The organism is Sphingomonas cynarae (assembly GCF_039537815.1).
Classification (GTDB): Bacteria; Pseudomonadota; Alphaproteobacteria; order Sphingomonadales; family Sphingomonadaceae; genus Sphingomonas; species Sphingomonas cynarae.
Map to the genome: position 1 here is coordinate 74200 of NZ_BAABBF010000001.1, position 25682 is coordinate 99881.

Sequence of the window (25682 nt, forward strand, 5' to 3'; positions counted from 1 at the left end):
AGTTTTTGTATGAAAACCTAGTCAGTCCGATGACATTATCTTCTTCCCAGGACATACCTGCCTCACTAGTTTATCAACACTGCTGCGGTTCCGCCGATGCCAAGGCCAGCGGCAACAGCCGCGCCGCACGGCTCGAAAATCAGACAGGCTACACCACCGACGATAGCCAATCCGCCAACGCCCATGCCCAGATTTCTCCCTGACCAATTCCCTCTTACGCCAGTCTGAAGAGGTGGTACGGGCTTACCTGTAGCTCTTGAAGCATCGCGCTCTGCTGCACTCGCCCAGCACTGAGCCGTCTTAACAATTCGACAAATCTTGTAATCTTCCTCGGCAGCCTTATCGCGCTCCGCTTCGTTCATCTTTGCCGTCATAACTTGGCCAGACCTGGCCTGGTTATTCTGCGGCAACACAGCACCCCGACGCGTGAAGTCGTAGCGCGAGCGGTTTTTCCCAGGCGCGACCGTGGGTTGCGGGGCGGTTCGCCCGACGCGGTGCCGGGGCCAGGGCGTGAAACCCCCAGACACGGTTTTCGGTGCAGAAGCGGTGCGGGCCAGAGGGCGTGCGGCAACGCCGCGCGAGGTCGCGCGCAGGACTTCGACCGGGGTGCGTCGGGCCAGCATGAGGGGAGCGTAGCGCGGCGACGGGCGCGACGCCAGACGGGTCAGGGTGCGAGTTCGCCCATGCCGGTGAGGTGCATGACGCCCTTGCCGGGAAGCTCGACGCGCAGCTCCAGCGTGCCGCCTGCGGCTTCCACGAAGCGGCGCAAGGTGGAGAGATAGAGGTCGGTCTGGCGCTCTATCTTGAGCACGGCGGGTTGCTTGACGCCGAGCGCCTGCGCGATCTGTTCCTGACTGCGGTCGGCGAGCAGGCGCAGCGCCTTCAAGCCCTCGACCTCGGCCTTCATCTCGGCCGCGCGGGCCTGGATACGCGCACGGCGTTCGGCCGGCATCGCCGCCATCACCTCGTCCATCGTGCGTCCCATCATCGCTTCTCCATGCTGGCCAGGTGGTCGTCGAACCGACTGTCCGCCCTGGCGATGAGTCCCTTGTAGAACCGCTTCTGCGCGACGCCCGCCTTGTCGCCGGCGACGAGCAGGATGGCGCGACGCTCCGGGTCGAAGGCGAAAGCCACCCGCCAGGCACCGTCCTCGGCACGGAACCGCAGTTCCTTCATGTTGGCGTGGCGCGAGCCTGCCAACGTGTCGGCGTGCGGGCGGCCGAGCGACGGGCCGTATTCGGCCAGCAGCAACGAGGCTGCTGCAATCGCGTCCTGCACCGACTGCGGCAACGACTCGAATTCGGCGTCGAAGGCGTCGTGCAGCTCAACGGTCCAGGACATGGCGCTATATAACCTCTGGGTTATGAAAAATCTAGCCGTCGTCCTCGTCGGCCTCGGCGTCGAGAGCGGCTAAGAGAAGATGGTGGTCGTCACCGGCGTCCTGGGCGGGCCGCGACGTGCGCGCGATCGGCCGACCGGGGTGGGTCGCGGTGTGGATCTGTTTCAGGGTGCGGATGCTCACCTGCGTGTAGATCTGCGTCGTCGACAGCTCGGCATGGCCGAGCATCGCCTGGATATATCGGATGTCGGCACCGCCCTCCAGCATCGACGTGGCGGCGCACGAGCTGGGTCAGCCGGTTGGGCGCGAACGACTCTCCGAGCGTCGTCAGGAACAGCGTGCCGTCATCGGCCCGCACGCCAGGTCCGCGCGCACGTCGTCGCGGTATTTGCCGACCCAGGCGAGCGCGCGCGTGCCGATGGGTATCATGCGGTCCTTGCGGCCCTTGCCCTGCCGGACCATCAGCGTGCCCCGGTCGGCGTCCACGTCGGTCAGGTGCAGGTTTATCAGCTTCATGCGCCGGATGCCGGTCGAATAGAGCACCTCCATGATGGCACGGTCGCGGATGCCTATCGGCGTCGACAGGTCCGGCACCGCCAGCACGGCCTCGATCTCGCGCACGTTCAGGATGTGGCGTGGCAGCCGTCGTTCCATGCGCGGCAGTTCCAGTTCGGATGCCGGGTTGTAGAGGATGTGGTTGCCGCGCGAGAGCCACTTGAAGAACGCCTTGATGGGCGTCTTGCGGACATGCTGGCTGCGGGTCGAACCGCGCGCTGGAATCCGCTGGCCGACGTGCACGACCTCGCCGACGCCCAACGTATCGCGGCCGTCATCATCCCCAAGCCCAAAGCCGTGAGCGAAGCCGCCATCTGGTATGAGCAGGTCCGCGCCGTCGTCGCCCGCATCATGCTCCGTCTCGTCCGGGAAGGCCGTGCCGACCTCACCATCCTCGCCGCCCAGCTTGCGGCCGCCAGCGTCGACGAGTTGCGCGCAATCGTCGCCGGCACCCCGGCAGGCCGCGCCTTCGAACCCGGTGCGGACAAGGCCGCCAGCTCCGTCGCCTTCATGCTGACCGGCGCGGCCGACATCATCGGCATCCTCGCCTCGGTGCCGGACAATGCTCCATTTTTCAGCTTCGACAAATTTTATCAGGCGCTGGACCAACATGAGGGTGCCAAGCCGTTCGTCTTTTTGGCCGCGCCGAGCCGTGCACGCGAATCTGCCGCGCCCGTCGTCACCGCATGGGTCGACGCAGCGGCAGCCGCCATCCTCCAGCGGCCCATCGACACGGCGACCAACGCCTGGCTGATGTTGGACGAGGTGGCATCGCTGCCCCCCATCCAGAGCTTGCTCACCCTGCTGCCGCTCGGCAGGAAATACCATGCCTGCATCACGCTGGCCTTCCAATCCATCGCCCAGCTTCGGCAGACCTACGGCAACGAAAGCGCAGAGGTAGTCACCGGCCAGACGGCGACGCAAGGCGATGTCGACCCCAAGACCTTGGCCGCCATGCTCGACGGCACGCTGCCCGATGGCACGGTTCTCGGCACCGTCCGCAACGGCGTGCGCGAGCATGTCTGTGGCTGGGACATGACCCTATCCGCACCCAAGAGCGTCTCGGTCATGGCCCTCGTGGCGGGCGACCGGCGCCTGCTCGACGCCCAGGCCCGCGCGGTCGATATCACCATCGCCTATGTCGAGCGCAACGCAGCCGCCACCCGCATCCGGCAGGGTGACGAGGTGGAGCCTGTCGCGACCGGCAAACTGGCCGTCGCCAACTTCCCGCACATCACGGCACGCGAGACCGAGCGCCTGCCGGACCCCCAGCTTCACGACCATGACGTGGTGTTGAACGTCACCCAGGACGCAACCAGCCAGTCGCGCAGCATCGACAGCCGCCCCCTCTACCGCATCTTCCGGGAAGCAGGCGGCGTCTATCACCAGGCGCTGGCGTTCGAGATCGTCCAGCTCGGCTACACCGTCAGCTTCAACGCGGACGGCACCTTCGAAATCGACGGCGTGCCGCTGGAGGTTCGCCAGCATTTCTCCGGTCGCTCCGCCCAGATCGAGGCCGAACTGGCTGCACGGGGCAAGAGCCGCAAGACCGCCAGCGTCGCCGAGAAGGCCACCATCGCGCTCGACACCCGCAGCCCCAAGGAACAGGTCAACCAGCGCGCGCTGGTCACCGACTGGCGCGCCCGTGCCGACAGCATCGGCTTCACCGAGGACGTGCGCCGCACCCTCGTCGCCGACGCCGAGGCGCGCGCGGCCGGGTTGCCGGTCCCCACGCCCCGCCAGCGCCGGCTCGCGGCCGACCAGGCCGTCGCCTCCGGCGCCGCGCATCTCGCCGAACGCGAATCGGTCTTCCCGGTTGCCAGGCTGGAGCGCGCAGCCGGCGACGCCGGCCGGGGCCGTGTCGCCCATGCCGACATCCTCGCCGCCATCACCCGCGCCGAGCGCCGCGACCATCTCGTCGCCCGCGACGTGGCGGGCGCCGCGAAGGGGACCATCGGCTTCACCACCCGAGACGCCATCCAGACCGAGCAGGCCATGCTCGCCATAGAGGCCGAGGGCCGCGACCGTCTCCAGCCCCTCTACCGGGACGAATGGGAGGTCAGGAAGATCGTGGCCGCAGCCAAGCGTCGATCGGCCGACCACGGGCACAGCTGGGCCCAGGGACCGATCGACGCGACCAAGGGCCTGCTGCAATCACCCCATCGCGTGACCGGCATCCAGGGCAGCGCCGGCACCGCCAAGACGACGACCGTGCTCGCCACCTACGCCGACGCCGCCCGCGCCCAAGGGCTGGAAGTCCGCGCGCTCGCCCCGCTCGCCACGGCCGCGGACGTGCTGGGGGACGCGATCAGCGCCGAACCGATGACCATCGCCAGGATGCTCATCGGCGACGGGGACGACATCGTGCAGGACGGCGAGGTGTGGGTGGTCGACGAGGCCAGCATGGCGGGCGCCCGCGATACCGAGGCGCTGCTCGCCCGCGCCCGCGAGGCCGGCGCCCGTGTCGTGCTCGTCGGCGATGTCGATCAGCTCGGTTCGGTCGAAGCCGGCAGAGCGTTCGGCCAGCTCCAGGACGCCGGCATGAAGACCTTCAAGCTCGACGAGATCGTCCGCCAGGCCAAGGGCCACACCCGCACGGCGGTCGAGGCCATGCTGGCGCGTGACGCCGGGAAGGCCTTCGCCGCGCTCGACGCAGGCATCCAACAGAGCCTTCCGCACGAGGCGCGCGACGCCCCCAGCGCAGACCGCCGGGGCGTGCGCGAATATGCCGACACGCCCACCCGCCATGCCATCATCGCTCGCGACTTCGCACAGCTCTCTCGCGAGGAACGCGCCAACACCCTCGTCCTCGATCCCAGGCGCTGCTGCTGCCCGCGTCGGTCGAGGACTATGTGGCAGCGGACAACCCGGTGCGGTTCATCGACGCCTTCGTCGATGACCTTGATCTGGGCGCTGCCGGTTTCATGCGGTCGCGACCGAAGACAACGGGGCGGCCCGGTTACGATCCGGCCGATATGCTCAAGCTGTACCTGTACGGCTATCTCAACCGGGTGCGGTCGAGTCGGCGTCTGGCGGCGGAGGCGGCGCGCAATCTCGAACTGATCTGGCTGCTGCGCGGGGTTCGGCCGGACTTCCGGACCATCGCCGACTTCCGGCGTGACAACCGGGCCACGTTCAAGGCGGTGTTCCGCGCCTTCGTCCTGCTATGCCGCAAGCTCGACCTGTTCGGGCGCGAGTTGCTGGCAGTGGACGGCACGCGGCTGAAGGCGGTGAACAGCCGGTCGCGCAACTTCAGTCGCGAACGACTGGCGACATATCTCGCCGCGGCCGATGCGCGACTGGAGCGTTACCTGATCGAGCTGGACCAGATCAACCGCGGCGAGGACGGTGCCGGCACCGTCCTCGCCGATACGTTGGCAACGAAGATCGCCCGGCTGCACGAGCAGCGTCAGGCCAGCGCGGCGCTGCTCGGCCAGCTGGAGGACAGCAGCGAAGGACAGATCTCGCTGACCGATCCGGATGCCCGCCTGATGGTCGCGCATTCGAAGGTCACGGTCGGCTACAATGCCCAGGTGGCGGTCGATGCCAGGCACAGTCTGATCGTCGAGCAGCATGTTACCAATGCCTGCAATGACATGGGCCTGCTGGCGTCCACCGTCGGTGCCGCCATGGACGCACTCGGGTTCGAGCGGATCGATGCCGTGGCGGACATGGGATATCACTCGGGTGACGATATCGTGGCCTGCGAGGCGGCCGGCATCACGCCCTACATTCCCCGCCCGCATCGGGGCACTGCCGTGGGCAACGGCCTCTTCCCCAAGGAGCGGTTCCGCTACGATCCCGACGCCGACGCCTATCACTGCCCCGGCGGGCAGGTGCTGGATACCAGCTACGCTTCGGTGACGCGCAGGCATCTGTCGGTCCAGTATTCCAGCCCCGCCGCCTGTGCCGGCTGCCAGATCAAGGCGCGCTGCACCACGGGTCGCTGGCGACGCATCAATCGCGGCAAGCACGACACGCCCATCGAGCGCATGGCGGCACGCCTGGCAAAGCGCCCCGGCATCCTCCTCATCCGCAAGTCCACGGTCGAACACCCGTTCGGCTCGATCAAGCAGTGGATGAACCAGGGCGCGTTCCTGATGCGAGGGCTGGAGAAGGTCCGCGCCGAGTTCAGCCTGACGGCGCTCGCCTACAATCTCAGACGGGCCATCACGCTCATCGGCGTGCCGGGGCTGATCCGGGCGGTGCAGGCCTGATCCAAGCAACCATATTCCCAGTCACAACTGCGGGAATGACTGTCCCAAATCCGATTTAGCAGTCACCAAGGCGTTTAAGTCGGCAAGTATCCGAGATTCCGCAAATCCTCTGCGCACGTTCCCGCCCATCCATCTCGCGTCGCGTTTTCGGACGGTCTCGGTAGCGAACCTCGTAAGTAGTAGCGGTCTACCCTGCCAACATTCGCTTAAGTAGTTCCATTGCTCCTAACGTATTGAAATTTAGGGGTTCACTTGCGAAGTTCGTAAGGGCCAGCGGCATTTTCCTGATATCTCCGCCGCTTGGCGGAACAGGACCGCCGATGGCAGGTGTCGCCGGTATTCATCCGGCACCACCAGCACCAAGTCTCTCGGCCAGAAAGTCGACGAACACGCGCACCCGCGCCGGCATGGTCGATCCGCCGACGAACAGGGCATGGAGCGGCTCGCGGTCCTGCGGGTTGTACGCTTCCAGCAGTGGCATCAGCCGGCCTGCGGCAAGGTCGTCCTCCACCGCGAACCGCCCGACCCGCGCGATGCCGACACCGGCGCGCGCGAGTTGGGCAAGCGACTCGCCGTTATTCGCCTCGATCTGGCCGATCACCGCCAGCGCCCGGTCGCGCCCGTCCTCGCGGAACGGCCAGCCGGGCTCGGCGCGCCGGAAGTTGAAGCTCAGGCAATTGTGCGCGAGCAGGTCGTCGGGGACCTGCGGCGTGCCGTGCCGGGCCAGATAGGCGGGAGAGGCCACCACGACCCGCCCCGTCGCCCCCAGCCTGCGCGCAGTGAGCGGACTGTCGGCAAGCTGGCCGAAGCGCACCGCAACATCCGCCTGCCCGGCCAGCACATCGACGATCCGGTCCGACAGGTTCAGGTCGATGAGGATGCCGGGATAGCGCGCGGTGAAATCGCCCAGCAGCGGCACGACGAACAGCCGCCCGTGCGCCAGCGAGGCGGTGACGCGCAGCCGTCCGCGCGGGGACGCCTGATCGGCGATGCTGCCCTCCACCTCCGCCAGATCGGCAAGGATGCGGCGGGCAGCGCGCAGATACGCCTCACCCTCCCCGGTCAGTGCCAGCGCGCGGGTGGTGCGGACCAGCAACCGCACGCCCAGCCGCGCCTCGATCCGGGCGACGATGCGGCTGACCGCCGACGGCGTCAGCCCCAGCGCCCGCGCCGCCGCCGACAGGCTGCCCTGCTCTGCAACGCTGGCGAACACCGCCATCTCGCCCGACCGACCGCCAATGTCCATCTGTGATCCTCAAGCAAAGCTGCTGGTCCCATTCTCCGGCTACCGGATGGCCGCGCAAGTCAGCATCTCGATACGGGCAACAAAGGATCGTTCGTCATGCAGCTCAACCTACCCCTGCTCGCGCTCGCGATGGGCGCATTCGGCATCGGCGTGACCGAATTCGCGCCGATGGGGATGCTGCCCGGCATCGCCAGCGATCTGGGCGTGTCGATCCCCGCCGCCGGGCTGCTGGTCAGCGCCTATGCGATGGGGGTGCTGATCGGGGCGCCGCTGATGACGCTGACTACGGCAAGGATCGACCGGCGAACGCTGTTGGTGGCATTGATGGGCATCTTCACGCTCGGCAATGCGCTGTCGGCGCTGGCGGACGGATACTGGACGTTGATGATCGCGCGAGTGGTCACCTCATTCAACCACGGCGCGTTCTTCGGCGTCGGATCGGTGGTGGCGGCCAGCCTCGTCCCCGCCGACAAGCGCGCAGGTGCGGTCGCGGCGATGTTCACCGGGCTGACGGTGGCGACGATCGGCGGCGTGCCGCTGGCGACATGGGCGGGCGAGGTGCTGGGCTGGCGAACCGCCTTCGCCGGGATCGCCGGCGTGGGGGCAGTGGCGATGCTGTCGCTACGGCTGGCGCTGCCGCCGCTGCCTGTCACTGCCGTCAGCGACATGCGTGCGGAATTGAGGGTACTCACGCGCGGTCCGGTGCTGGCGGCGCTGGCACTTACCGTCGTCGGGGCAAGCGCGATGTTCACGGTCTTCACCTACATCGTGCCGATCCTGCGTGAGGAAACCCATGCCTCGACCGGCTTCGTCACCGCGATGCTAGTGCTGTACGGCATCGGGCTGACGATCGGGAACACATTGGGCGGGCGGCTGGCGGACCGGTCGATCGAGCGGACGCTGGTGGGCAGCTTCGTGGTGCTTGCCGCGGTGCTGGCGGTGTTCGCGGGCGTCATGCATTGGCCGCTGCCGGCCGCCGCTGCGATCCTGGTCTGGGGCATCGCCAGCTTCGCCATCGTGCCGCCGTTGCAGATGCGCGCCATGGAAGCTGCCGCCGACGCGCCCAATCTCGCCTCGGCGATGAACGTCGGCGCGTTCAACCTCGGCAACGCGATCGGCGCGGCGCTCGGCGGCGGCGTGATCGGCGCGGGGCTGGGCCTGCCAGCGGTATCATTAGCGGGCGCGGCGATGGCGGCGGCGGCGCTGGTCATGCTGATCACGATCGGGCGGCGGCGGGCCGTGACGTGTCCGACGTGAAACCCGGCAGGCGGGCCGATCAGCCTCGGCTCTAGTCTCCCCGCCACCGTTATCCGACATGATGACGATGCGCTCGGACCGAACCATGTCGCCGATACTGTTCGGCCCGGGCGCCACAGGCACCCGGGCCGAACCACATCGCGGTCACTGGCCGCAGACGGCGTCGATCAGATCTTCATCGACTTGGCCATATTCAGGTGGGCAGTGACGATCGGGATCATCTCATTGGCGAACGTCTTGAGCTGGGGGGCGTCGCCGGTGGCAGCATAGGCCTTCAGCGCATCGAGCGTCTGCTGATGCCCGGCTGCCTGTTCGGTCTTATAGGCCTGATCGAAGGCGGCCCCGTTCAGGGCCTTCAGCTGGTCGAGCTTCTGCTGCTGCTCGACGTTCAACGCGGGGTTGGGCGTGATCGCCGGCGCCACGCCGGCCGCCACTGTCTTCAGCTTGGCGGTGGAGGTGGTATGCGCCTCGATCATCTTGTTGGCATAGGATTTCACGGCGGCCGACGCGCCATTGGTCAGGGCGAGTCGCGAGGTTTCGATCTCGAAAGCATCGCTGGCCGCGGCGACGTTCGCGAAGCTCTGGGGCCCGCTCGCCGCGACCGATGCCGTGCCCGGCACATTGGTACCGTCGACTTCCGCGTTCGTCGTCATGGTGTTGGCCTGGCCGGCCTCGTTGCTGCGACCGCAGCCGGCAAGCGCCAGCACGGCGGCGGAGGTGATGATCGTTTTGCGAAATATCATAGCGGGATTCCCTGATAGCGTATCGGCGAGCGCATCGGCACGTCGGCAGGATAACTGCGTACGCAACGCTGACGTTCCCAATGGACCCTCTGACGTGTCCCTGTCGTTCATGCCGACACCGCAACGACGGTCGCCATTCAAGGAACGAACACGATGAGCATCTTCGGCAACATCATGGGCAAGATCTTCCATCACGGACAGGACAAGCCCGCCGGCCAGCCCGCCCCTGCCGCCCCCGCCGCTGCCGCACCGCAGGTGGCACCGGTCGCACCATCGGCTCCTCAGGCGGCACCCCAGAATGTCGATGTCGGTGCAGTGCTGGCTGAAATGGCATCGATGCAGAACGGCGGCGGCAACTACCGGACCTCGATCGTCGATCTGCTCAATCTACTGGGTCTCGATCACAGCCTCGACGCCCGCAAGGAACTGGCGGACGAACTGGGCGTCCACGCTGGTGCCCCGGGTACCGCCGAGCAGAATATCGCAATGCACAAGGCGGTGATGGCCAAGCTGGCTGAAAATGGCGGCGTCGTGCCCGATAGCCTGCGCAACTGAGCATGATTATCCCGGCCGGGTAACGCCATCGCGTTACCCGGCCGGGACATTCGGGCGATACCGCTGTCCGGGCAGGGCCTATCGGCGTAGTCCGTTCAGGATCGCATCGAGCGGATTGCCGCCGCCGCCAAACATTCCGCCGAGTCCACCGGCGGCGGCGCCACTGCCGGTCGCGCCCCCGCCGAGAACGGATGCCAGCACGCCGCCCAGCCCGCCCCCGGCACCTGCCCCGCCATTGGTGGCGAAGTGGCGTGCGACCATGGCCGCGACGATCGGCAGCATCGCCTTGAGCACCGCACTCGACACCCCGGACTGATCGGCTGCGTGGTCGGCAACCTGCCGGCTGACGTCCTTGGTGCCGAAAATCTGTCCGAGGACGTCATTGCCCGTCGACGTGGTCGGTTCGGCGGTTCCGGCGGCGTTTGCAAAGCTGCCGGGGCCGGGATCGGCCTGCTTGTGAAAGCCGCCCAGCACCGCTGGCATCAGCGATCCGAGTGCCGAAAGGGTCTGCTCGGGCGTGAGACCAAAGCGTGCGCCAAGCTGGCCGAGATCCATACCGCTTAAGCTCAGAAGCTGATCGAAATTCTGCATGTCATTCTCCTTGCAACGGCAACGCCCCTCAGGCCGCCAAGTGCCGTAGCCGGCTCGTTACGATGCAGGTGGGGCATGGGATGAGCAAGGCAGGAGCCATTGGATTCGCCTTGCAGGGATGGCGGGGCCTGGAGTGTCGGGCTGCGTGGCTGTCGATGCGTACCGGGGAGGCCAGCCAATCGCATGGAAAGGCGAAACCATCCGCTGCGAAACTGCGCCGACCGCTTATCAGAGGATCGCAGGGGTGAGCGGAGCATTGCTTCGATGATGAGACCCCGCCGCTGCGACACCGGATTTTCCGTACGTCGAAGAAAATCAGGCCAGTCTCGCCGGCCAATTAGGGGCGTTAAGCTGCCTTTCTACAGGTTTCTTGCCGTATCGTCCGGCCCGGCGCACGGTTGAAGATTCGGGATGAACGCCCGGACATGACACGACAACAACGCACTATAACAAAAGTTTAGCAAGAAATTCGCTTGGACGCGCATATATTTACGCTGGATTAACGTTCATGGTCTGTCGATGTGTTAGGACTGCGTTGCTGCCGTGTTGGCTGTTCGCTTCCTGGCCTGTCGTCGGCAAGCGCATCGATACGCCTGTCTGGTAGCCGTCACGGTTAAAGGGGATGTCTTATGAAGCGCCTTGGGTTCGTTGTTCTCGCCTCCACGATCGCCATCACGGCAGCGGCGCCAGCCTCTGCGACCATCCTTCTGCCCGGAGAAGTCGGGGTTGCCTTCTCGGCATTCGATGCCTCCACCCGGGGCGTTCAGCTGGACAGCATCCAGTCGGGTACGACGGGGGCCACGACCTATAGCGGGTTCCTGCGCAGCGCCGTCTATCGTAACACGCTGGGCACGCTGGATTTCTATTATCAGGTTGCCATTACCGCGATCAATTTCGGCGATGAGGTGTACAACCTGACATCGGCAGGGTTCTTCGGCTATTCGGTCGAGGCGCTGGTAGACGGTACTGATTTCGACGGTGTGGGGTTCTTCACCGCGGCAAACAATCCCAATACGCAAGGACCTGCCGGCTCCACCACGACGGCGTCGCGCAACGGCAGCGGCTCGGTATTGCGCGCGGATTTCGGCGCGAATGGTCTGGAAGGCGTCGGGCAGACCAGCGCCACCTACATCTTCCGGACCAACGCGACGGATTATGATCTGGGTGGCACGTTCACTACACAGGACGGTTCGGTCGCCCAGCGCGCGAATTTCCAGCCGACCAGCCTGGTCCCCGAGCCTGCAACATGGGGAATGATGCTGCTCGGCTTTGGCATGGTGGCCGGTGCGGTTCGCTATCGACGCCGCAGCAGAAAGATCGTTTACGCCTGATTTTGGTCAACAATGACATGAAATACCGCCGGGATATCCCGGCGGCATTTCATGTCGGCGATACTTCGTCATGATCGACCCATATCGGTCGATCGTATAGATCTTTCGAAGGTAAAATTTGACCGTTCGGCCCATTTAGACAATATTTCTGATGTCACCGGCAAACGGCAAAGACAGGGTCGTCGTGACTCGCAGGGCGGGGGCATATTGAACGAAATGGCTTCGATATCTGTCCAGACATTGCGCATCGGCCGCCATGGCTTTGCCTTTGATGTCCTGACCGCTGTTGCCGCGACCATGGGGGCCGTGGCGGCACGTCTGGCGATCGAACACGTCGTCGGTGGCGTGGCGCCGTTCGTGCTGACCTTTCCAGCGGTCATGATCGCCACGCTGGTCGGTGGCGGCCGCGCCGGCACGATCGCCGCAGTGGGCTGTCAGCTACTGACCATTCAGTACGTCTTCCCGAACTGGGTCTCCCCCCATGGCGGCATTTCCACCGATCTGGCCAACATGGTCCTGTCCACACTGGCGCTCGCCGGGACCATCTGGGCGACGGCATCCTATCGCCGCGCGGCTGCCGTTATGCGTGGCCGTTGCGAACAGCAGGTACATACCTTGTCGCTGCTCAACGCGGAGATGGATCACCGTACCAAGAATAATTACCAGATCGCGGCCGGGCTGCTCGCCCATCAGTCGTTGTCGTCGCTCGATCCCGCGGTAGCGCGCGAACTGGATATGGCGGCCGCGCGTCTGGAAACGATCGCATCGGTCTACCAGGATCTTCCCGCCCAGCTGGATCACACCAGATCGATAGACCTGGCGGATCATCTGGAACGGGTCGTGTCGCTGCTACGCGCCGGCGCGGCGCCCGAATACATCACGATCCGGTACCGGGCCGATCATATCCAGGCATCGAGCGACGTCGCTGTCGTTGCCGGCCTGATCGTCAACGAGTGGGTGACCAATGCCCTTCAGCATGCCTTTGGCGATGGTCCCGGCCGTATCTCGGTCGATGTCGCCGACAAGGCCGATCACATCCGGGTGACGGTTGTCGACGATGGTGGGGCCGGCAGCCGGATCGATGAAGGTCAAGGTCAGGGTCAAGGTAGCAAACTGATGACGTCATTGGCCAAGGCGATACAAGGCGAGGTTACGATCGGCTATCATGGTGGAACCAGATGTACGCTGGTGATTCCCGCAGGCGCCAGATCTTAGGCGGACCGGCGCGACGCCTTCCCTCTCTGCCGCGCTAGGCGCATTTTTGTAACATCAGCGATTGCAGCGCCCGATCGATCACCGGGATCGTGAACGGCTTCTGGATGAAATGGTCGGCAAGCCCGATCTTGTCGCCATGCTTGGCAACATAGCCCGACATGGCGATGGTATGGATCCCGGGCCGCAGGATTTTTGCCTGCTCGATCAGATCAAACCCGTTCGCCTTGCCGGGCATGACGACATCCGTGACGATGACATCTATCATTACCGCGCTGGCGACGATGGGCAGTGCCGCATCACCAGAATCGGCCGTGATGACATCATAACCCATCTGGGCCAACGCTTCCCGAAGCAGTATTATGATCGTCTTTTCGTCATCGACAACGAGAACGACACAGCGAGGCGCGGTCATCGGCTTCCGATCTGCTTTTGGCCATCTGTAGTGGATCATCTGTTGAGAGGGTTCTACCCCTCTACGAAACCAACCATCCCCTCAAATTCTTTTGTCGCAAACGTATGTTACCATCGATTGTCAAACTGCGTCAAACGGAGACAGACCCGCAATCGTTTTATCTATAGCAGCGTCGGACAGGCCGGCGCCCACTCCAGAAAACCTGCATGAGGTGTGACCGGGCACAAGGGTGCCCCCTTCCCGCGAGTCCGTCGTACGCCGCAACTACTGGTGAGTGGCGCCTCACCTGTCTTTCAGCCCGTTTCACTCGTAAGTTTTCCCGTCTCACGAAGCCTTCGGGCAACAAGCCGCCTGCAGATGAAAACCGACGACCGACACAACTCGTGGCGGGCTTCGGCCCGGACGAGCATGCCCTGCGGAACGCGCTGACAGAAAAGCGCTGACGCTCAAGCCGGGATCGAAGCCTGACGACGGAATTATACCGGGTAGCCACAGTCCCCCATCACCGGATGGAAGCACGCAAGGTTGCAGCGACGCATGGCATCGGCAGAAGGACGATGCAGGTCGACCAGTCCTGCCACACCGCGAGCGGACGGCCTCAGCGTTCCGCGAAGCTGCGCGACAGGCTCTCGGTCAGTGGGTCCAGCATATATTGCAGGGCGGTACGGGGACGCAGCCGGACGCTGACCTGCACAGGCACACCGGGACGGATACCGGCATCGCCCTTCCGCACCGCCCGCAATAGCGCGACCTGCGATTCGGGCACGACGATCCGGGTCATTTGCGGCGCGGTGACGGCGATCAGGTCGAGTGCCGTGGTACCGCGTCGATCGATCCGCCACGGGCATCCTCGCCCGCGTCCAGACCGGCAACGGGCGGGCGGCCACTGCCCCGCGCTGCCTTTCCCCGCCCGCAGGCGGCGGTCCACAGGGTTTCGGACACGGCGGACAGGGCGATGGCGGGCCTTGCCAGGGTGATGGCGACCTTCGTGTGGTAACGGTCGTCCGCGGCATAGGTGATCGTGCCCGCCGCCAGCGCCGATCCGGCCAGCGACTGCGGCACCCATGCGACCCCCCCGCCATCGATCGCCATCGACAGCAGCGCCGCCGCCAGCCTCGACTGCAACACGACCGCCAGCGACGGCGTCAGGTTCCGTGAGGCCCAGTCGGCAGCGAGGATGCGACCCAGCCCGGATTCGGCGCTATAGGCGAGATGCGGCACCTCGTCCCCGTCCAGCGTCCAGCGCGGCCCGCCCGCCGCATCCGGCTGGCAGACCGGCACCAGCAGGTCCTCGCCGATCTCGACCCGCACGAAATCGCGCGTGTCCAGCGAAATACGCAGCAGCGGATGATGGTGTGACAACAGGAAGGATGCCTCGCCCCGCTGCATCATCCGCTCGCACGCCTGCAGGCTGTCGGACTTCAGGTTGATCGGCTCGTGCGGGGCATGATCGACGATCCAGTGCGGAAAAAAGGTGAAGGACAGCGCATGGGTGGCGGCGACGGTCAGGACCGAGGCTGCCTGATCCGCGACCTCCTGCGCCGCAGCGCGCGCACGGTACAGGTCGCGCACCGACACCTGGATATAGCCATGGAACTGTTCGCCCGCCGGGCTGAGATCGGTGCCGCTCTTCGTCCGCGTGAACAGCGGCGTGCCGGCCCATTGTTCGAGCGACCGGATACGCCGACCGAACGCCGGCTGGGTGACGTTCCTGCGATCGGCCGCGCGGGAGAAATTGCGTTCCTCGGCCAGCGCCAGAAAATCCTCCAGCCAGTCCAGTTGCACGACCTGTTCTCCCCTGATCGCCCGGCGAGCATGCCGCCACCACCTGCATTATGCCGATTCGGCATGACGTACAATCACATCGGCATTTGATAACGATCGTGATTCCGTCGATCTGCCACCCCAAGCTCAACGAGAAAACAACATAATTAGCGAGAGAGCCGGAGAGAAGCCATGGTGCGACGCCTGCTGGGCCAATTATACATACAGGTACTGATCGGCATCGCGCTTGGCGCGTTGATCGGTGTCGTGTTCCCCGATGTCGCGGTGGCGCTCCAGCCGCTCGCCGATGGCTTCATCAAGCTGATCAAGATGCTGCTCGCGCCGATCATCTTCGGCACCGTCGTCCTCGGCATCGCCAAGATGGGCAACGTCAAGGAAGTCGGCCGGATCGGCGTCCGCGCTTTGGTCTATTTCGAAATCCTCTCCACCCTCGCGCTCGTCATCGGCCTCGTCGTCGTCAACGTCATGAAGCCGGGCGTCGGCATGAACATCGACGTATCGACGCTGGATGCCAGCGGCATCGCCAAATACCAGCCCGCCTCGCAGGAACAGCATGGCGTCGTCGATTTCTTCCTGAACATCATCCCCACGACGATGGCGGATGCCTTCGCCAAGGGCGCGATGTTGCAGATCATCCTGATCGCGGTCCTGATCGGCTATGCGCTGGTGTCGATCGGCAAGCGGGGCGAGCCGCTGACCGCGGTCATCGAATCGCTGACCCAGACGCTGTTCCGCATCGTCGGCATGGTGATGAAGCTGGCCCCGATCGGCGCGGGCGCAGGCGTCGCCTATACGATCGGCAAGCACGGGCTCGGCTCGCTCTGGGGCCTCGGCCACCTGATGCTGGCGGTCTACCTGACGTCGGTCGTCTTCGTGGTGTTCGTGATCGGCACCGTCGCGCGCTGGGCCGGCTTCCCGCTGTTGCAGTTCTTCCGCTATTTCAAGGACGAGCTGCTCGTCACCTTCGCCACCTGTTCGACGGAGGCGGTGCTGCCGCGGATGATGGCGAAGCTGGAACGGCTGGGCGTCGCCAAGCCCGTCGTCGGCCTCGTCCTGCCGACCGGCTATACCTTCAACGCCGACGGCACCTGCATCTACCTGACGATGGCGGCGATCTTCATCGCACAGGCAACCAACACGCCGCTGACCCTGTGGCACCAGATCGTGATCCTCGGCGTGCTGCTGCTGACGTCGAAGGGGTCGGCCGGGGTCGCGGGCGGGGGGTTCGTCACGCTGGCGGCCACCCTGTCGACCTTCCCCGACATCCCCGCCGCCGGCCTCGTCCTGCTGCTCGGCGTCGATCGCTTCATGAACGAGGCGCGCGCCGTCACCAACCTGATCGGCAACGGCGTCGCCACCATCGCCATCGCGAAGTGGGAAGGCGCGCTGGATACCGACACCGTCAAGGCCGTGATCGCCGAACAAAAGGGCGAACAACCGGCCAGCATCACCCTCCACCCCGCCGGTCCGGCGGACACCCACTGATACCCGTCCACCATCATCAATAGAGGAGCATTCCCATGCGCATCATCGACGTCTGCGAAATCACGCAACCCATCGCCTCCCCCATCCGCAACGCCTATATCGATTTCAGCAAGATGACCGCCAGCCTGGTCGCGGTCGTCACCGACGTGGTCCGCGACGGCCGGCGCGTCGTCGGCTACGGCTTCAACTCGAACGGCCGCTACGGCCAGGGCGGCCTGATCCGGGAACGCTTCCGCGACCGGATTCTGGAAGCGGCGCCGGAAAGCCTGCTCGACGACAATCGCGACAATCTCGATCCGCACAAGATCTGGGCGGCGATGATGACCAACGAAAAGCCCGGTGGCCACGGCGAACGATCGGTCGCGGTCGGTACGCTCGACATGGCGATCTGGGATGCGGTCGCGAAGATCGAGGGCAAGCCGCTGTTCCGCCTGCTCGCCGAGCGCCATCACCGCGAGGCCAATCCGCGCGTGTTCGTCTATGCGGCAGGCGGATACTACTATCCCGGCAAGGACAACAGTGCGCTGTGCGCCGAGATGCGCGGCTATCTGGATCGCGGCTACAATGTCGTGAAGATGAAGATCGGCGGCGCGTCGATCGAGGAAGACCGCGGCCGGATCGAGGCGGTGCTGAACGAGATCGGGTCGCAGGCGCAACTGGCAGTCGACGCCAATGGCCGCTTCGACCTCGAAACCGGCATCGCCTATGCCAAGATGCTGCGCGACTATCCGCTGTTCTGGTATGAGGAGATCGGCGACCCCCTCGACTATTCGTTGCAGGCGGCGATCTCCGAATATTATCCGGGTCCGATGGCGACCGGCGAGAACCTGTTCTCGCATCAGGACGCACGCAACCTGTTGCGCCATGGCGGGATGCGTCCCGATCGCGACTGGCTGCAATTCGATTGCGCCCTGTCCTATGGCCTGGTCGAATATCTTCGCACGCTGGACGTGCTGAAGCAGTTCGGCTGGTCGCCGTCGCGCTGCGTGCCGCATGGCGGGCACCAGATGTCGCTGAACATCGCCGCCGGTCTGGGGCTGGGCGGCAATGAGAGCTATCCCGACCTGTTCCAGCCCTATGGCGGGTTCCCGGACGGGGTGAAGGTGATCGACGGCCACATCACCATGCCCGACATCCCCGGCATCGGTTTCGAGGGCAAGTCCGATCTGATCAAGGTGATGCGCGAACTGGCGGAATGACCGGTATCGGCAGGGCGGCGCACGGCCGCCCTGCCATGCCCGTTCCGAGTATGTATATGATCGTCCAGCGTAATTTGGACGGCAGAGAGGCATTGCATGAACCGGCTATCCCCGATGCGAGGCTACGGCTTCGCGATCCTGGGCCTGACCGCCACCCACCCCGCTTCAGCGCAGGAAGGTCCCCCCTCTGCCATCGAGGCGCGCAACACGCAGGTGCCGGCGACACCCGTCGCCGCTCCTTACCCCGATGCCGCCGCCGGCGACGGCAACACGCAGCAGGGCTACAACCCGCTGCGCTGGGCAGAGGACTGGCGCAGGATGCGCGACCCGGCAAAGCGCGACGGCCTTCTCGACCGGTTGAAGTACATCCCGATCGGTTCCGACGACGTGTATCTGACCCTGTCTGGCGAACTGCGCGCGCGGGTCAATTACTTCTCCAACCCGCAGGGACGGAAGGCGGAACATCAGCGGCAGGACAGCTATCGCATCTTCCTGGGCGCGGACCTGCATGTCGGTGAGCATTTCCGCGCTTATGGGGAACTCGCGCGCGGGCCGATGGACGGCAAGAACATCGGGTCGCCGTCAGGGACATTGTCGAACGGGCTGTTGCTCCAGCAGGCGTTCGTCGACGGCACCGCGCAAGTCGGGCAGGTCGATGTCGGCGCCCGCGTCGGCCGACAGGTCTTCATCGACGGATCGAACCTGTTGCTGGCCAACCGCGACAACAACACCGTGCAGACCAGCCTGACCGGCGTGCGCGCATGGGCACGCGGATCGCGGCTGCGCGCGGACGCGTTCGATCTCTATTACACGACCTATGGCAATGGCGGGATCGGCGACGATCCGGTCGACTGGGGCCGCCGGTTCAGCGGCATCACCACCGGGATCGTCCTGCCGAAGCAGTTGTTCGGCGGGTCGAAGCTGTATTTCGACCCATTCGTCTGGCGCCTGCGCAACCGCACGGTCGCCTGGGGAACCGAGACGGCGCGCGAGGAACGCGTCTATGTCGGCGCGCATCTGTGGGGCGAAGCCGGCCCCGTCACGATCGACTGGACGGCCAATCATCAGGGTGGCCGCTATGGCGACCGGGAACTGGACGCATGGCAGGTACTGCTGGCCGGGACCTATCGTCTGGGCAAGGCGAACAACGCACCGCGGCTCGGCCTCCATTTCGACTATGCGACCGGCGGCGGCGCTTATGACAGGGGCAAGCTGAGGAACGCCTTCGCGCCCTATGGGAACAACATCTACTACAGTTATCAAGGCTTTCTGACGCCGACCAACCTGATCGCGATCGCACCGAGCCTTACTATCTTGCCCACGAAGGCGCTGCGCGTAACCGGCGAGTATCAGTTCACCTGGCGCGAAACGACGGACGACGCGGTATACCGTGCGAATGGCACGCCCTTCACGGGAACGGCCGGTACCGGCGGGCGGCGGACCGTCGACGTGGCTCGATTGCAGGCGATCTGGACGGTCAGTCCCCGATTGTCGCTGACCGGCCGCCTCGAACACGGCTTCGCCAGAAACGGGCTGAAGACGGCGGGGTATCGCGATTCATCCTACGCCGCCTTGTGGGCTAGTTTCCGCTTCTAGTACGGATCGACTTTCGCCCCTCCGCAAGGGGTGATCGCCGTTTCATCAGGTCCCGTATCACAGTGGTTACTGTTATTCGGATATCGGACAATATACCGGATCGATCACGGCGCTGCACCACCACTATAGGTCATGTCAGATGCCTATTATGCGCCACGGTAGCCTGCGACAGCAGAGCTGACACAAAATATCACAGACAGTGGTAGCGAAATCACGCATCTCCTTAGTAGGCATAAGTTGCAAATATTTCGACAAACCGTCCTGTTCTACCCAATCATCGAGCTCACCGACCTGTACCGAAAACGGATTCAGTCGATCGTAAAAAATAATACTTGCATGGTTAACCGGAATGATGTTTTCCCTTTATCGTATTTCGTATACTTTTGGGGAGCAATCATGAAATTGATCGCGAAATTCTGGTGCGGTGCGGCATTGGCGTGCGGGATGCTGGCGTCCAATGCCCATGCGGCGAATATCATCCTTGTCGATCGGGGCGGCGTGACGGGGTCCGCGGCGGAACGCGTCTATCAGACGGCGGCCGCCTATTATGGCGCTATGCTGACGAACGATGTCGATATCAGGTTCGCGGTGAGTTTCGGACCGCTGGCATCCGGCAATCTCGGCGAAGCCGGCCCGGTTGGCATGACATATTCAGTCGCCGACTGGCAGAGCCGGGTAACGGCATCGCGGAGCAACTCGCTGCTGGACCAGACCGTCGTCCTGCCGACCCTGACGAACGGCGCTGCCGCCTTCATCAAGAATGGGACGGGGGCAAACGGTTTTGGCATCGATACCGCCACCCGCATGTTCGATAACGATGTCGATGGCTCCCAGGCGAACAATAACCGGTTCCTGAACATCAGCACGGCCCTGACCCGCGCCATTGGCGGCGAAGCCTTTTACGGGTCGGATAATCCCGATCAGCTTGACGGCAATATCTTCTTCAACAGCGCGCCGGCCTATGATTTCGACTCCTCGAACGGACTGGAAGCGGGAAAAGTCGATTTCCTGAGCGTGGTGCTTCATGAGATGGGCCATGCCCTCGGCTTCACGTCCGGGCTGGAATATGCCGATTTCTACGGTGCGCCGAATGGCCCCGTACGTGATTTCGGCAATACCCTGAACTTCAACGAATATGCCCTGAACACCGCGTTGGACATGTTCCGTTACAGCACGGACCCCACCGGCGTGGCGCCGGGTGCGGGCGCCGCGCTCGACCTCTCGGTCGGTACCGCGTCCTATTTCTCGTTCGATGGCGGCGCGACCGCGTTCAAGAATAACCTGTTCGCGACCGGCTCGCAGAATGGCGACGGCAGTTCGGTCTCGCACTGGAAATGGTCGCCCGGCTGCAACCCGTATAACGGCGTGATGGATGCCCGTATCTGCGGTGGCAATACTTTCGCCGTCACCGCGCTCGATCTCGCCGCGTTCGACGCGATCGGATACAATGTCAGCGTCGATGTCCTCGGCAAGGACAATGGCTATTTCCAGACCACCCGCGACATTGCGACCTGGTTCAACTCGGCCGTGCCCGAGCCGTCGACCTGGACGATGATGATCGCAGGCTTCGGTCTGGTCGGCGGAGTGATGCGCCGGCGGCCACGGTCTATCCGCGTCACCATAGCGATCTGATCAGTCGCCGATAACCATGGCCGGCACCTGTCGCGATGGCAGGTGCCGGCTGATACTTACATTGACCAGCCGGATCGGGATGCCGCGCTGGATTTACCGCGCGGGCGCGGTTTCCAGCAATATCCCGGCGGCGTTGCGGTTGGCCGCGGCGATATCGCCATCCGGCATCGCCTGCGCCATGACGATCGCGCCTTGTATCAGCGACAGGACCTGCAAAACCGCCTTGTCGGGATCGATCAGGTCAAGCGGGGCGATCAGGGCTGCAACGAGATCGTGCAGGCTTTGGAAATAGCGAGCGATCGCTGCCTTGATCTCGGGCGTATCCGCATCGGGGCCGAACTCGGCCATTCCCTTGACGAAGGGGCACCCGCGAAACGGCGGCTGCCGGAACGATCCGTCGAGCGCGTCGAAGATCGCCTGCACGCGCCCGACCGATGACAGGCCGGGGCGCTCGATCGCGGTCGCCAGCATCTGCAGCCAGACCGCAGTCTGGCCCTGCATATACTCGGCGATCAGCCGCGCCTTCGACGGGAAATGCTTGTAGAAGGTCATCTTGGCCACGCCGCTTTCGGCGATGATCCGGTCGATGCCGACGGTGTGGATGCTGGACCGGTAGAACAGGTCGGACGCGGTCTTCAGGATACGCTCGCGCGGGGGCAGGCCCGCAAGCGGCCGGTCGTCGGAATCGATCAGGCGCTGCATGTCGCCGTGTATCCCTTTCCTGTCGGCCATTCCATCCTTCATCCCGCCACGAACGCACGGAAGAACCGGGCCGTTCATTTGCCATTTACAAAAACAGACAGGTCTGTCTATCTCCCGTCCATTCCTCGATGAATGGACGGAATTGGGTATGGGTGACAAGATTGTGGTCGTGACCGGCGCGAGCAGCGGGTTCGGCAAGCTCACGGCGCTGGAACTCGCGCGGCAGGGTCATACCGTCGTCGCGACGATGCGCGACGCCGGGGGGCGCAACAGCGCGGTCCGTGACGAACTGATCGATACCGCCAGGGCCGGGGGCAATCCACTCCACGTCTTGGAGATGGACGTAACCGACGACGCATCGGTCGATGCGGCCATCGCCAGCGTCGTCGCGCAGCACGGTCGCATCGACGTGCTGGTCAACAATGCCGGACTGATGCCGATCGGCGTGACCGAAGCCTATACCGTCGCCGACGTCGAGCGGCTGTTCGCGGTCAACGTGTTCGGCGCGGTCCGCACCAACCGCGCCGTCCTGCCGCACATGCGCGCCGCCGGCAGCGGTCTGCTGGTGCAGGTCACGTCGCTGATGGGGCGGTTCACCATCCCGTTCTTCGGCATCTATGCCGCCAGCAAATTCGCGCTTGAGGCCATGGCCGAAACCTATCGATACGAGCTGCGCAGTTTCGGAATCGATTCGGTGATCGTCGAGCCGGGCCCCTTCCCCAGCAACCTGATCGCCTCCAGCCCGGAACCGTCCGATGCCGCCGTGCTGCAAGCCTATGGTGAGGTCGCGGCGATCCCCGGCCAGATCAAGGCCCATTCCGATCAGCAGTTCGACCCCGCCAACCCGCCCCGCCCGCAACGGGTGGCCGATGCGATCGCGACGTTGGTGAATGCGACGGAGCGCCGGCCGCTGCGCACGGTCGTGATGCCCGAGGGGCTGGATTACGGCGTCCAGCATATCAACGATTCGGTCGCGCCGATCCAGAACGGCGTTTTGCAGGCCATGGGCATGGAAGCGATGATCTAGACGATCACGACGGATCGGCAGGCGGGTCACGCCCGCCTGCCGAACGATGGACCGGTGCCGGCCACCATGCCGCCACATCGCGGCCGGTGTTCGACCGGCTCATCCCCGGAAGGTAGACGACGACGGGGGTTCCGTCGTATCCGCCGGTTACCGTGCCGCGGCCCGAACGCTTTGCCTTCGGCTGATTGCCGCCGCCGTTCCCTGCCCGTTGCGGGCAAGGTTACACGAATGATTCGCCGATGGGCGAGGATTGCACCGGGTCGATCGGGCGCCCTGACAACCTGATGATCCCGTGATAGTCTTGCCATATGTTCGCGCCGTTCCTGACGCCCCCCTATCTTCCCTTCGCGATCGCCTTCGTGGTGATGATCGGTATCGGCCTGATCGAGGCGATCGGGCTGGGGCTGGGCAGTCTCGATCTGGATGGCGAGATCGGCGGCGCGGGCGATGGCGGCGTGCTCGACTGGCTGGGGCTGGGCGGCGAACTGCCGATCCTGATCTGGCTGACCTCGCTGCTCGGCTGCTTCACGCTGGCGGGCGTGGCGATCCAGCAGGGCGCAACCGCGCTGGCCGGGGCACCGCTGGCATGGCCGGCGGCGGCGGCGGCGGCGACGCTGGCGGGGCTGCTTCTGAACATGGTCGCCGCGAACGGCCTCGCGCGGGTGATGCCCGGCTTCGAGACGACGGCGATCTCTGTCGATGGCTTGCTGCGCCGGCGCGGCACGATTCTGGAGGGGACGGCGCGACGCGGCGCACCGGCCCGGGCGCGCGTGGTCGACGACCACGGTCAGGCGCATGTCGTGATGGTGGAACCGCACGACGACGACGATGCGCTCGCCACGGGCGACACCGCCCTGCTGGTTCGGCGTGAGGGCGTGCTGTTCTTCGCGCTGCCCGACGGGCACGCACTGCTGCGATCGATCTGATCCGTATCGACTCATCTGGGGGGATAACATCGTGCCTGCATCGTTTCTGAACGTCCTGATCTATGCCGGTATCGTACTGCTCGCGCTGGTGGTGATCGGCATCATCCTGACCCGCCTCTACCGCCGCGCGACCAAGGACGTGGCGCTGATCCGCACCGGTTTCGGGGGCGAGAAGGTGGTGCTGAACGGCGGCATCATGGTGATCCCGGTGCTGCACGAACTGATGCAGGTGCGCCTGACGACGGTGAAGCTGGAGGTATCGCGCTTGAACAAGGACGCGCTCATCACGCTCGACAAATTGCGCGTCGATGTGGTCGGGCTGTTCCATATCAAGGTGAAGCCTGATGCCGGATCGATCGCCGCTGCCGCGCAGACGCTGGGCGATTCGGTCAACAGCCCGGATGCGGTGAAGTCGCTGCTCGACGGCAAGCTCGTCTCCGCGCTCCGATCGGTCGCCGCGACGATGACGATGGAGCATCTCCATGCCAACCGCGCCGACTTCATCCAGAAGGTGCAGGAGGCGCTGATGACCGATCTGGACATGAACGGCTTCCAGCTCGAATCGGTCAGCATCACCCATTTCGACCAGACCGCGTTCGAGCATTTCAACGAGAACAACGCCTTCGACGCGGAGGGCCTCACCGTGCTGACCCGCACCATTGAGGAGCGCAAGAAGATCAGGAACGACATCGTCGCCACCAACCGCGTCGAGATCGAGCAGCGCAATCTGGAGGCGAACAACCAGTCGCTCGACATCGCGCAGGCGGCCGAACAGGCGCGGCTGACGCAGGAGCAGACATTGTCCGCCCGCCGCGCCGAACAGGCGACCGCGATCGCCACCGCCGAGGCCGAACAGACCCGCCTCGCCGAAATCGCACGCATCACCGCCACCCAGGCACAGACCGTCGCCCAGACCGAGGCGGACAAGGTCGTCAGGACGGCGACGATCGCGCGCGACGGCGCGATCCAGACCGCGACGATCGAGCGCGACCGCACGATCGAGATCGCCCGCATCACCACGGCGGTGCAGACCGCGCAGAAATCCGAGGAGGAATCGACCGCCACCGCCGCTGCCAACGAGGCGCGTGCGCTCGCGGTGCGGGCGGAGGAAAGCGTCGCCACCGCCAAGGCGACCGAAATCGCCAACCGCAACAAGAACGTCGCGGTCATCGCCGCCACCCAGCGCGCGCAGGAGGAGGCGGTAGGCATCACCGTCGCCGCCAATGCCGAGAAGGAGGCGGCCGAAGCACGCGCCGTCGCGCTCCGGACGGAGGCGACCGCGGAGGCGGATGCGGAAAAGGCACGGGCCGAGGGGCGCGAGGCCGCGTTCCGCGTCGATGCGGCGGGTCAGGCCTCGCTCAACGAGGCGACCAACATCCTGAACGATGCGCAGACCGCGCTGCTGGTGCGCCGTGCGATGCTGGACGCGCTGCCCGCGATCATCGCGGCGGCGGCCAAGCCGATGGAGAATATCGACCGGATCAGCATCCTCGACGCACGGGGGCTGCACGGTGACGGCAGCGCGGGCGGCGGGGAGCCGGCCGGCGCGACCGGCAACCTCGCCGATGCCGCGGTCGCGGCGGCGATGCGCTACCGCGTCGGTGGGCCGTTGATCGACGGGCTGATGGCGGAAATCGGCATGAACGGCGCATCGATGGACGGCATCCTCGCCGGCAGCGGCCGCCCGGCCACGCCCGCCCCTACGCCGTCCCCCGACCGGGCCGACGCACCCGCCTGATCGCGGCCGGCAACCCGAAGGCGCCACGCCGCGTTGGGGCAGGATCGGGGATGCGCAGGCATCGCCCGTCGCGGTATCGCCGGCTTGATGTCCGCCCGTCGCCCCCCTCCGGGGCGATGCGCGGGCCTTGT

At 65.1% G+C, this 25682-nt stretch carries 22 protein-coding genes and 3 pseudogenes; 14 read left to right on the forward strand and 11 right to left on the reverse strand.

What is annotated here, in order from left to right; translation table 11 throughout:
* Nucleotides 1–664 precede the first annotated feature (664 nt).
* The 4 genes from ABD719_RS00335 to ABD719_RS00350 are packed head-to-tail and all read right to left on the reverse strand — an operon-like array spanning nucleotide 665 to nucleotide 2155.
* Nucleotides 665–988, reverse strand: a complete 324-nt coding sequence (locus ABD719_RS00335) for an XRE family transcriptional regulator (RefSeq protein WP_344691167.1) — start codon at nucleotides 986–988, stop codon at nucleotides 665–667.
* Nucleotides 985–1341 (reverse strand): type II toxin-antitoxin system RelE/ParE family toxin, encoded by a 357-nt coding sequence (locus ABD719_RS00340; protein ID WP_344691169.1) that lies wholly within the window; start codon nucleotides 1339–1341, stop codon nucleotides 985–987. The genes ABD719_RS00335 and ABD719_RS00340 overlap by 4 nt, the downstream gene beginning before the upstream one ends.
* Nucleotides 1342–1372: 31 nt before the next feature.
* Nucleotides 1373–1606: a tyrosine-type recombinase/integrase gene (locus tag ABD719_RS00345; protein ID WP_344691171.1), complete on the reverse strand. Its 234-nt coding sequence runs from the start codon at nucleotides 1604–1606 to the stop codon at nucleotides 1373–1375.
* 60 nt (nucleotides 1607–1666) lie between these two features.
* Nucleotides 1667–2155 carry a tyrosine-type recombinase/integrase gene (locus ABD719_RS00350; protein WP_344691173.1) on the reverse strand — a complete coding sequence of 163 codons (489 nt, stop codon included), beginning with the start codon at nucleotides 2153–2155 and terminating at the stop codon, nucleotides 1667–1669.
* Between ABD719_RS00350 and mobF the strand changes: the two are divergent.
* A pseudogene (gene mobF / locus ABD719_RS00355) lies at nucleotides 2087–4534 on the forward strand (MobF family relaxase); the annotation flags it as partial. The gene ABD719_RS00350 and the pseudogene mobF sit on opposite strands and share 69 nt — an antisense overlap.
* A 188-nt stretch (nucleotides 4535–4722) precedes the next feature.
* Entirely contained in the window at nucleotides 4723–6111 is a 1389-nt protein-coding gene (locus tag ABD719_RS00360) for an IS1182 family transposase (RefSeq protein ID WP_344691930.1), read from the forward strand.
* A 340-nt stretch (nucleotides 6112–6451) separates the two neighbouring features.
* On the opposite strand, the gene ABD719_RS00365 is transcribed toward ABD719_RS00360, so the two are convergent.
* Nucleotides 6452–7357 (reverse strand): LysR family transcriptional regulator, encoded by a 906-nt coding sequence (locus ABD719_RS00365; RefSeq protein WP_344691175.1) that lies wholly within the window; start codon nucleotides 7355–7357, stop codon nucleotides 6452–6454.
* 96 nt (nucleotides 7358–7453) lie between these two features.
* Here ABD719_RS00365 and ABD719_RS00370 point away from each other — a divergent pair, with 96 nt between their 5' ends.
* Complete coding sequence (locus tag ABD719_RS00370; protein ID WP_344691177.1) at nucleotides 7454–8614, forward strand: MFS transporter; 1161 nt, start codon at nucleotides 7454–7456, stop codon at nucleotides 8612–8614.
* Nucleotides 8615–8781: 167 nt separating this feature from the next.
* On the opposite strand, the gene ABD719_RS00375 is transcribed toward ABD719_RS00370, so the two are convergent.
* Nucleotides 8782–9357, reverse strand: a complete 576-nt coding sequence (locus ABD719_RS00375) for a DUF4142 domain-containing protein (RefSeq protein ID WP_344691179.1) — start codon at nucleotides 9355–9357, stop codon at nucleotides 8782–8784.
* 153 nt (nucleotides 9358–9510) lie between these two features.
* On the opposite strand from ABD719_RS00375, the gene ABD719_RS00380 reads away from it, so the two are divergent.
* Nucleotides 9511–9912, forward strand: a complete 402-nt coding sequence (locus tag ABD719_RS00380; protein ID WP_344691181.1) for a DUF3597 domain-containing protein — start codon at nucleotides 9511–9513, stop codon at nucleotides 9910–9912.
* 78 nt (nucleotides 9913–9990) lie between these two features.
* On the opposite strand, the gene ABD719_RS00385 is transcribed toward ABD719_RS00380, so the two are convergent.
* On the reverse strand, nucleotides 9991–10503 hold the full coding sequence (locus ABD719_RS00385) for a DUF937 domain-containing protein (protein ID WP_344691183.1): 513 nt from the start codon (nucleotides 10501–10503) through the stop codon (nucleotides 9991–9993).
* Nucleotides 10504–11132: 629 nt separating this feature from the next.
* Between ABD719_RS00385 and ABD719_RS00390 the strand changes: the two genes are divergently transcribed.
* The gene (locus ABD719_RS00390; protein ID WP_344691185.1) at nucleotides 11133–11834 is read left to right on the forward strand and encodes a PEPxxWA-CTERM sorting domain-containing protein; all 702 of its coding nucleotides are present in this window, start codon (nucleotides 11133–11135) and stop codon (nucleotides 11832–11834) included.
* Between the two features lie 51 nt (nucleotides 11835–11885).
* The gene (locus tag ABD719_RS00395; protein ID WP_344691187.1) at nucleotides 11886–13049 is read left to right on the forward strand and encodes a sensor histidine kinase; all 1164 of its coding nucleotides are present in this window, start codon (nucleotides 11886–11888) and stop codon (nucleotides 13047–13049) included.
* Nucleotides 13050–13083: 34 nt separating this feature from the next.
* On the opposite strand, the gene ABD719_RS00400 is transcribed toward ABD719_RS00395, so the two are convergent.
* From ABD719_RS00400 to ABD719_RS00410, 3 genes are all read right to left on the reverse strand, one after another.
* Entirely contained in the window at nucleotides 13084–13461 is a 378-nt protein-coding gene (locus tag ABD719_RS00400; RefSeq protein WP_344691189.1) for a response regulator, read from the reverse strand.
* A 598-nt stretch (nucleotides 13462–14059) separates the two neighbouring features.
* Nucleotides 14060–14242 (reverse strand): hypothetical protein, encoded by a 183-nt coding sequence (locus tag ABD719_RS00405; RefSeq protein ID WP_344691191.1) that lies wholly within the window; start codon nucleotides 14240–14242, stop codon nucleotides 14060–14062.
* A 20-nt stretch (nucleotides 14243–14262) separates the two neighbouring features.
* The gene (locus ABD719_RS00410) at nucleotides 14263–15246 is read right to left on the reverse strand and encodes a LysR family transcriptional regulator (RefSeq protein ID WP_344691193.1); all 984 of its coding nucleotides are present in this window, start codon (nucleotides 15244–15246) and stop codon (nucleotides 14263–14265) included.
* A gap of 171 nt (nucleotides 15247–15417) precedes the next feature.
* On the opposite strand from ABD719_RS00410, the gene dctA reads away from it, so the two are divergent.
* From dctA to ABD719_RS18645, 5 genes and pseudogenes are all read left to right on the forward strand, one after another.
* Nucleotides 15418–16731, forward strand: a complete 1314-nt coding sequence (dctA, locus tag ABD719_RS00415; RefSeq protein WP_344691195.1) for a C4-dicarboxylate transporter DctA — start codon at nucleotides 15418–15420, stop codon at nucleotides 16729–16731.
* Nucleotides 16732–16760: 29 nt separating this feature from the next.
* Nucleotides 16761–17930 (forward strand): mandelate racemase/muconate lactonizing enzyme family protein, encoded by a 1170-nt coding sequence (locus tag ABD719_RS00420; protein ID WP_344691931.1) that lies wholly within the window; start codon nucleotides 16761–16763, stop codon nucleotides 17928–17930.
* A 96-nt stretch (nucleotides 17931–18026) separates the two neighbouring features.
* Nucleotides 18027–19526, forward strand: coding sequence for an alginate export family protein (locus tag ABD719_RS00425; RefSeq protein ID WP_344691197.1), 1500 nt, complete (start codon nucleotides 18027–18029; stop codon nucleotides 19524–19526).
* Between the two features lie 444 nt (nucleotides 19527–19970).
* A pseudogene (locus ABD719_RS00430) lies at nucleotides 19971–20963 on the forward strand (NF038122 family metalloprotease); the annotation flags it as partial.
* A gap of 87 nt (nucleotides 20964–21050) precedes the next feature.
* Nucleotides 21051–21158 (forward strand): annotated as a pseudogene (locus tag ABD719_RS18645) (PEPxxWA-CTERM sorting domain-containing protein); the annotation flags it as partial.
* A 93-nt stretch (nucleotides 21159–21251) separates the two neighbouring features.
* Here the strand turns inward: ABD719_RS18645 and ABD719_RS00435 are convergent.
* The gene (locus ABD719_RS00435; RefSeq protein ID WP_344691201.1) at nucleotides 21252–21860 is read right to left on the reverse strand and encodes a TetR/AcrR family transcriptional regulator; all 609 of its coding nucleotides are present in this window, start codon (nucleotides 21858–21860) and stop codon (nucleotides 21252–21254) included.
* A 148-nt stretch (nucleotides 21861–22008) separates the two neighbouring features.
* Here ABD719_RS00435 and ABD719_RS00440 point away from each other — a divergent pair, with 148 nt between their 5' ends.
* From ABD719_RS00440 to ABD719_RS00450, 3 genes are all read left to right on the forward strand, one after another.
* Nucleotides 22009–22887 carry an SDR family oxidoreductase gene (locus tag ABD719_RS00440; RefSeq protein WP_344691203.1) on the forward strand — a complete coding sequence of 293 codons (879 nt, stop codon included), beginning with the start codon at nucleotides 22009–22011 and terminating at the stop codon, nucleotides 22885–22887.
* Nucleotides 22888–23195: 308 nt separating this feature from the next.
* Nucleotides 23196–23813 (forward strand): OB-fold-containig protein, encoded by a 618-nt coding sequence (locus ABD719_RS00445; protein WP_344691205.1) that lies wholly within the window; start codon nucleotides 23196–23198, stop codon nucleotides 23811–23813.
* A 31-nt stretch (nucleotides 23814–23844) separates the two neighbouring features.
* The gene (locus ABD719_RS00450; RefSeq protein WP_344691206.1) at nucleotides 23845–25551 is read left to right on the forward strand and encodes a flotillin family protein; all 1707 of its coding nucleotides are present in this window, start codon (nucleotides 23845–23847) and stop codon (nucleotides 25549–25551) included.
* The last annotated feature ends 131 nt before the right edge of the window (nucleotides 25552–25682 follow it).

Excerpts from the sequence above, each read along its gene's own strand:
- ABD719_RS00425 (WP_344691197.1), top strand. The coding sequence starts at position 18,027 with ATGAACCGGCTATCCCCGATGCGAGGCTACGGCTTCGCGATCCTGGGC.
- ABD719_RS00390 (WP_344691185.1), top strand. The coding sequence starts at position 11,133 with ATGAAGCGCCTTGGGTTCGTTGTTCTCGCCTCCACGATCGCCATCACG.
- ABD719_RS00395 (WP_344691187.1), top strand. The coding sequence starts at position 11,886 with ATGTCGGCGATACTTCGTCATGATCGACCCATATCGGTCGATCGTATA.
- ABD719_RS00340 (WP_344691169.1), bottom strand. The coding sequence starts at position 1,341 with ATGTCCTGGACCGTTGAGCTGCACGACGCCTTCGACGCCGAATTCGAG.
- ABD719_RS00400 (WP_344691189.1), bottom strand. The coding sequence starts at position 13,461 with ATGACCGCGCCTCGCTGTGTCGTTCTCGTTGTCGATGACGAAAAGACG.
- ABD719_RS00375 (WP_344691179.1), bottom strand. The coding sequence starts at position 9,357 with ATGATATTTCGCAAAACGATCATCACCTCCGCCGCCGTGCTGGCGCTT.
- ABD719_RS00370 (WP_344691177.1), top strand. The coding sequence starts at position 7,454 with ATGCAGCTCAACCTACCCCTGCTCGCGCTCGCGATGGGCGCATTCGGC.
- ABD719_RS00445 (WP_344691205.1), top strand. The coding sequence starts at position 23,196 with ATGTTCGCGCCGTTCCTGACGCCCCCCTATCTTCCCTTCGCGATCGCC.
- ABD719_RS00380 (WP_344691181.1), top strand. The coding sequence starts at position 9,511 with ATGAGCATCTTCGGCAACATCATGGGCAAGATCTTCCATCACGGACAG.
- ABD719_RS00385 (WP_344691183.1), bottom strand. The coding sequence starts at position 10,503 with ATGCAGAATTTCGATCAGCTTCTGAGCTTAAGCGGTATGGATCTCGGC.
- ABD719_RS00440 (WP_344691203.1), top strand. The coding sequence starts at position 22,009 with ATGGGTGACAAGATTGTGGTCGTGACCGGCGCGAGCAGCGGGTTCGGC.
- dctA (WP_344691195.1), top strand. The coding sequence starts at position 15,418 with ATGGTGCGACGCCTGCTGGGCCAATTATACATACAGGTACTGATCGGC.
- ABD719_RS00405 (WP_344691191.1), bottom strand. The coding sequence starts at position 14,242 with ATGACCCGGATCGTCGTGCCCGAATCGCAGGTCGCGCTATTGCGGGCG.
- ABD719_RS00345 (WP_344691171.1), bottom strand. The coding sequence starts at position 1,606 with ATGCTGGAGGGCGGTGCCGACATCCGATATATCCAGGCGATGCTCGGC.
- ABD719_RS00335 (WP_344691167.1), bottom strand. The coding sequence starts at position 988 with ATGATGGGACGCACGATGGACGAGGTGATGGCGGCGATGCCGGCCGAA.
- ABD719_RS00365 (WP_344691175.1), bottom strand. The coding sequence starts at position 7,357 with ATGGACATTGGCGGTCGGTCGGGCGAGATGGCGGTGTTCGCCAGCGTT.
- ABD719_RS00435 (WP_344691201.1), bottom strand. The coding sequence starts at position 21,860 with ATGCAGCGCCTGATCGATTCCGACGACCGGCCGCTTGCGGGCCTGCCC.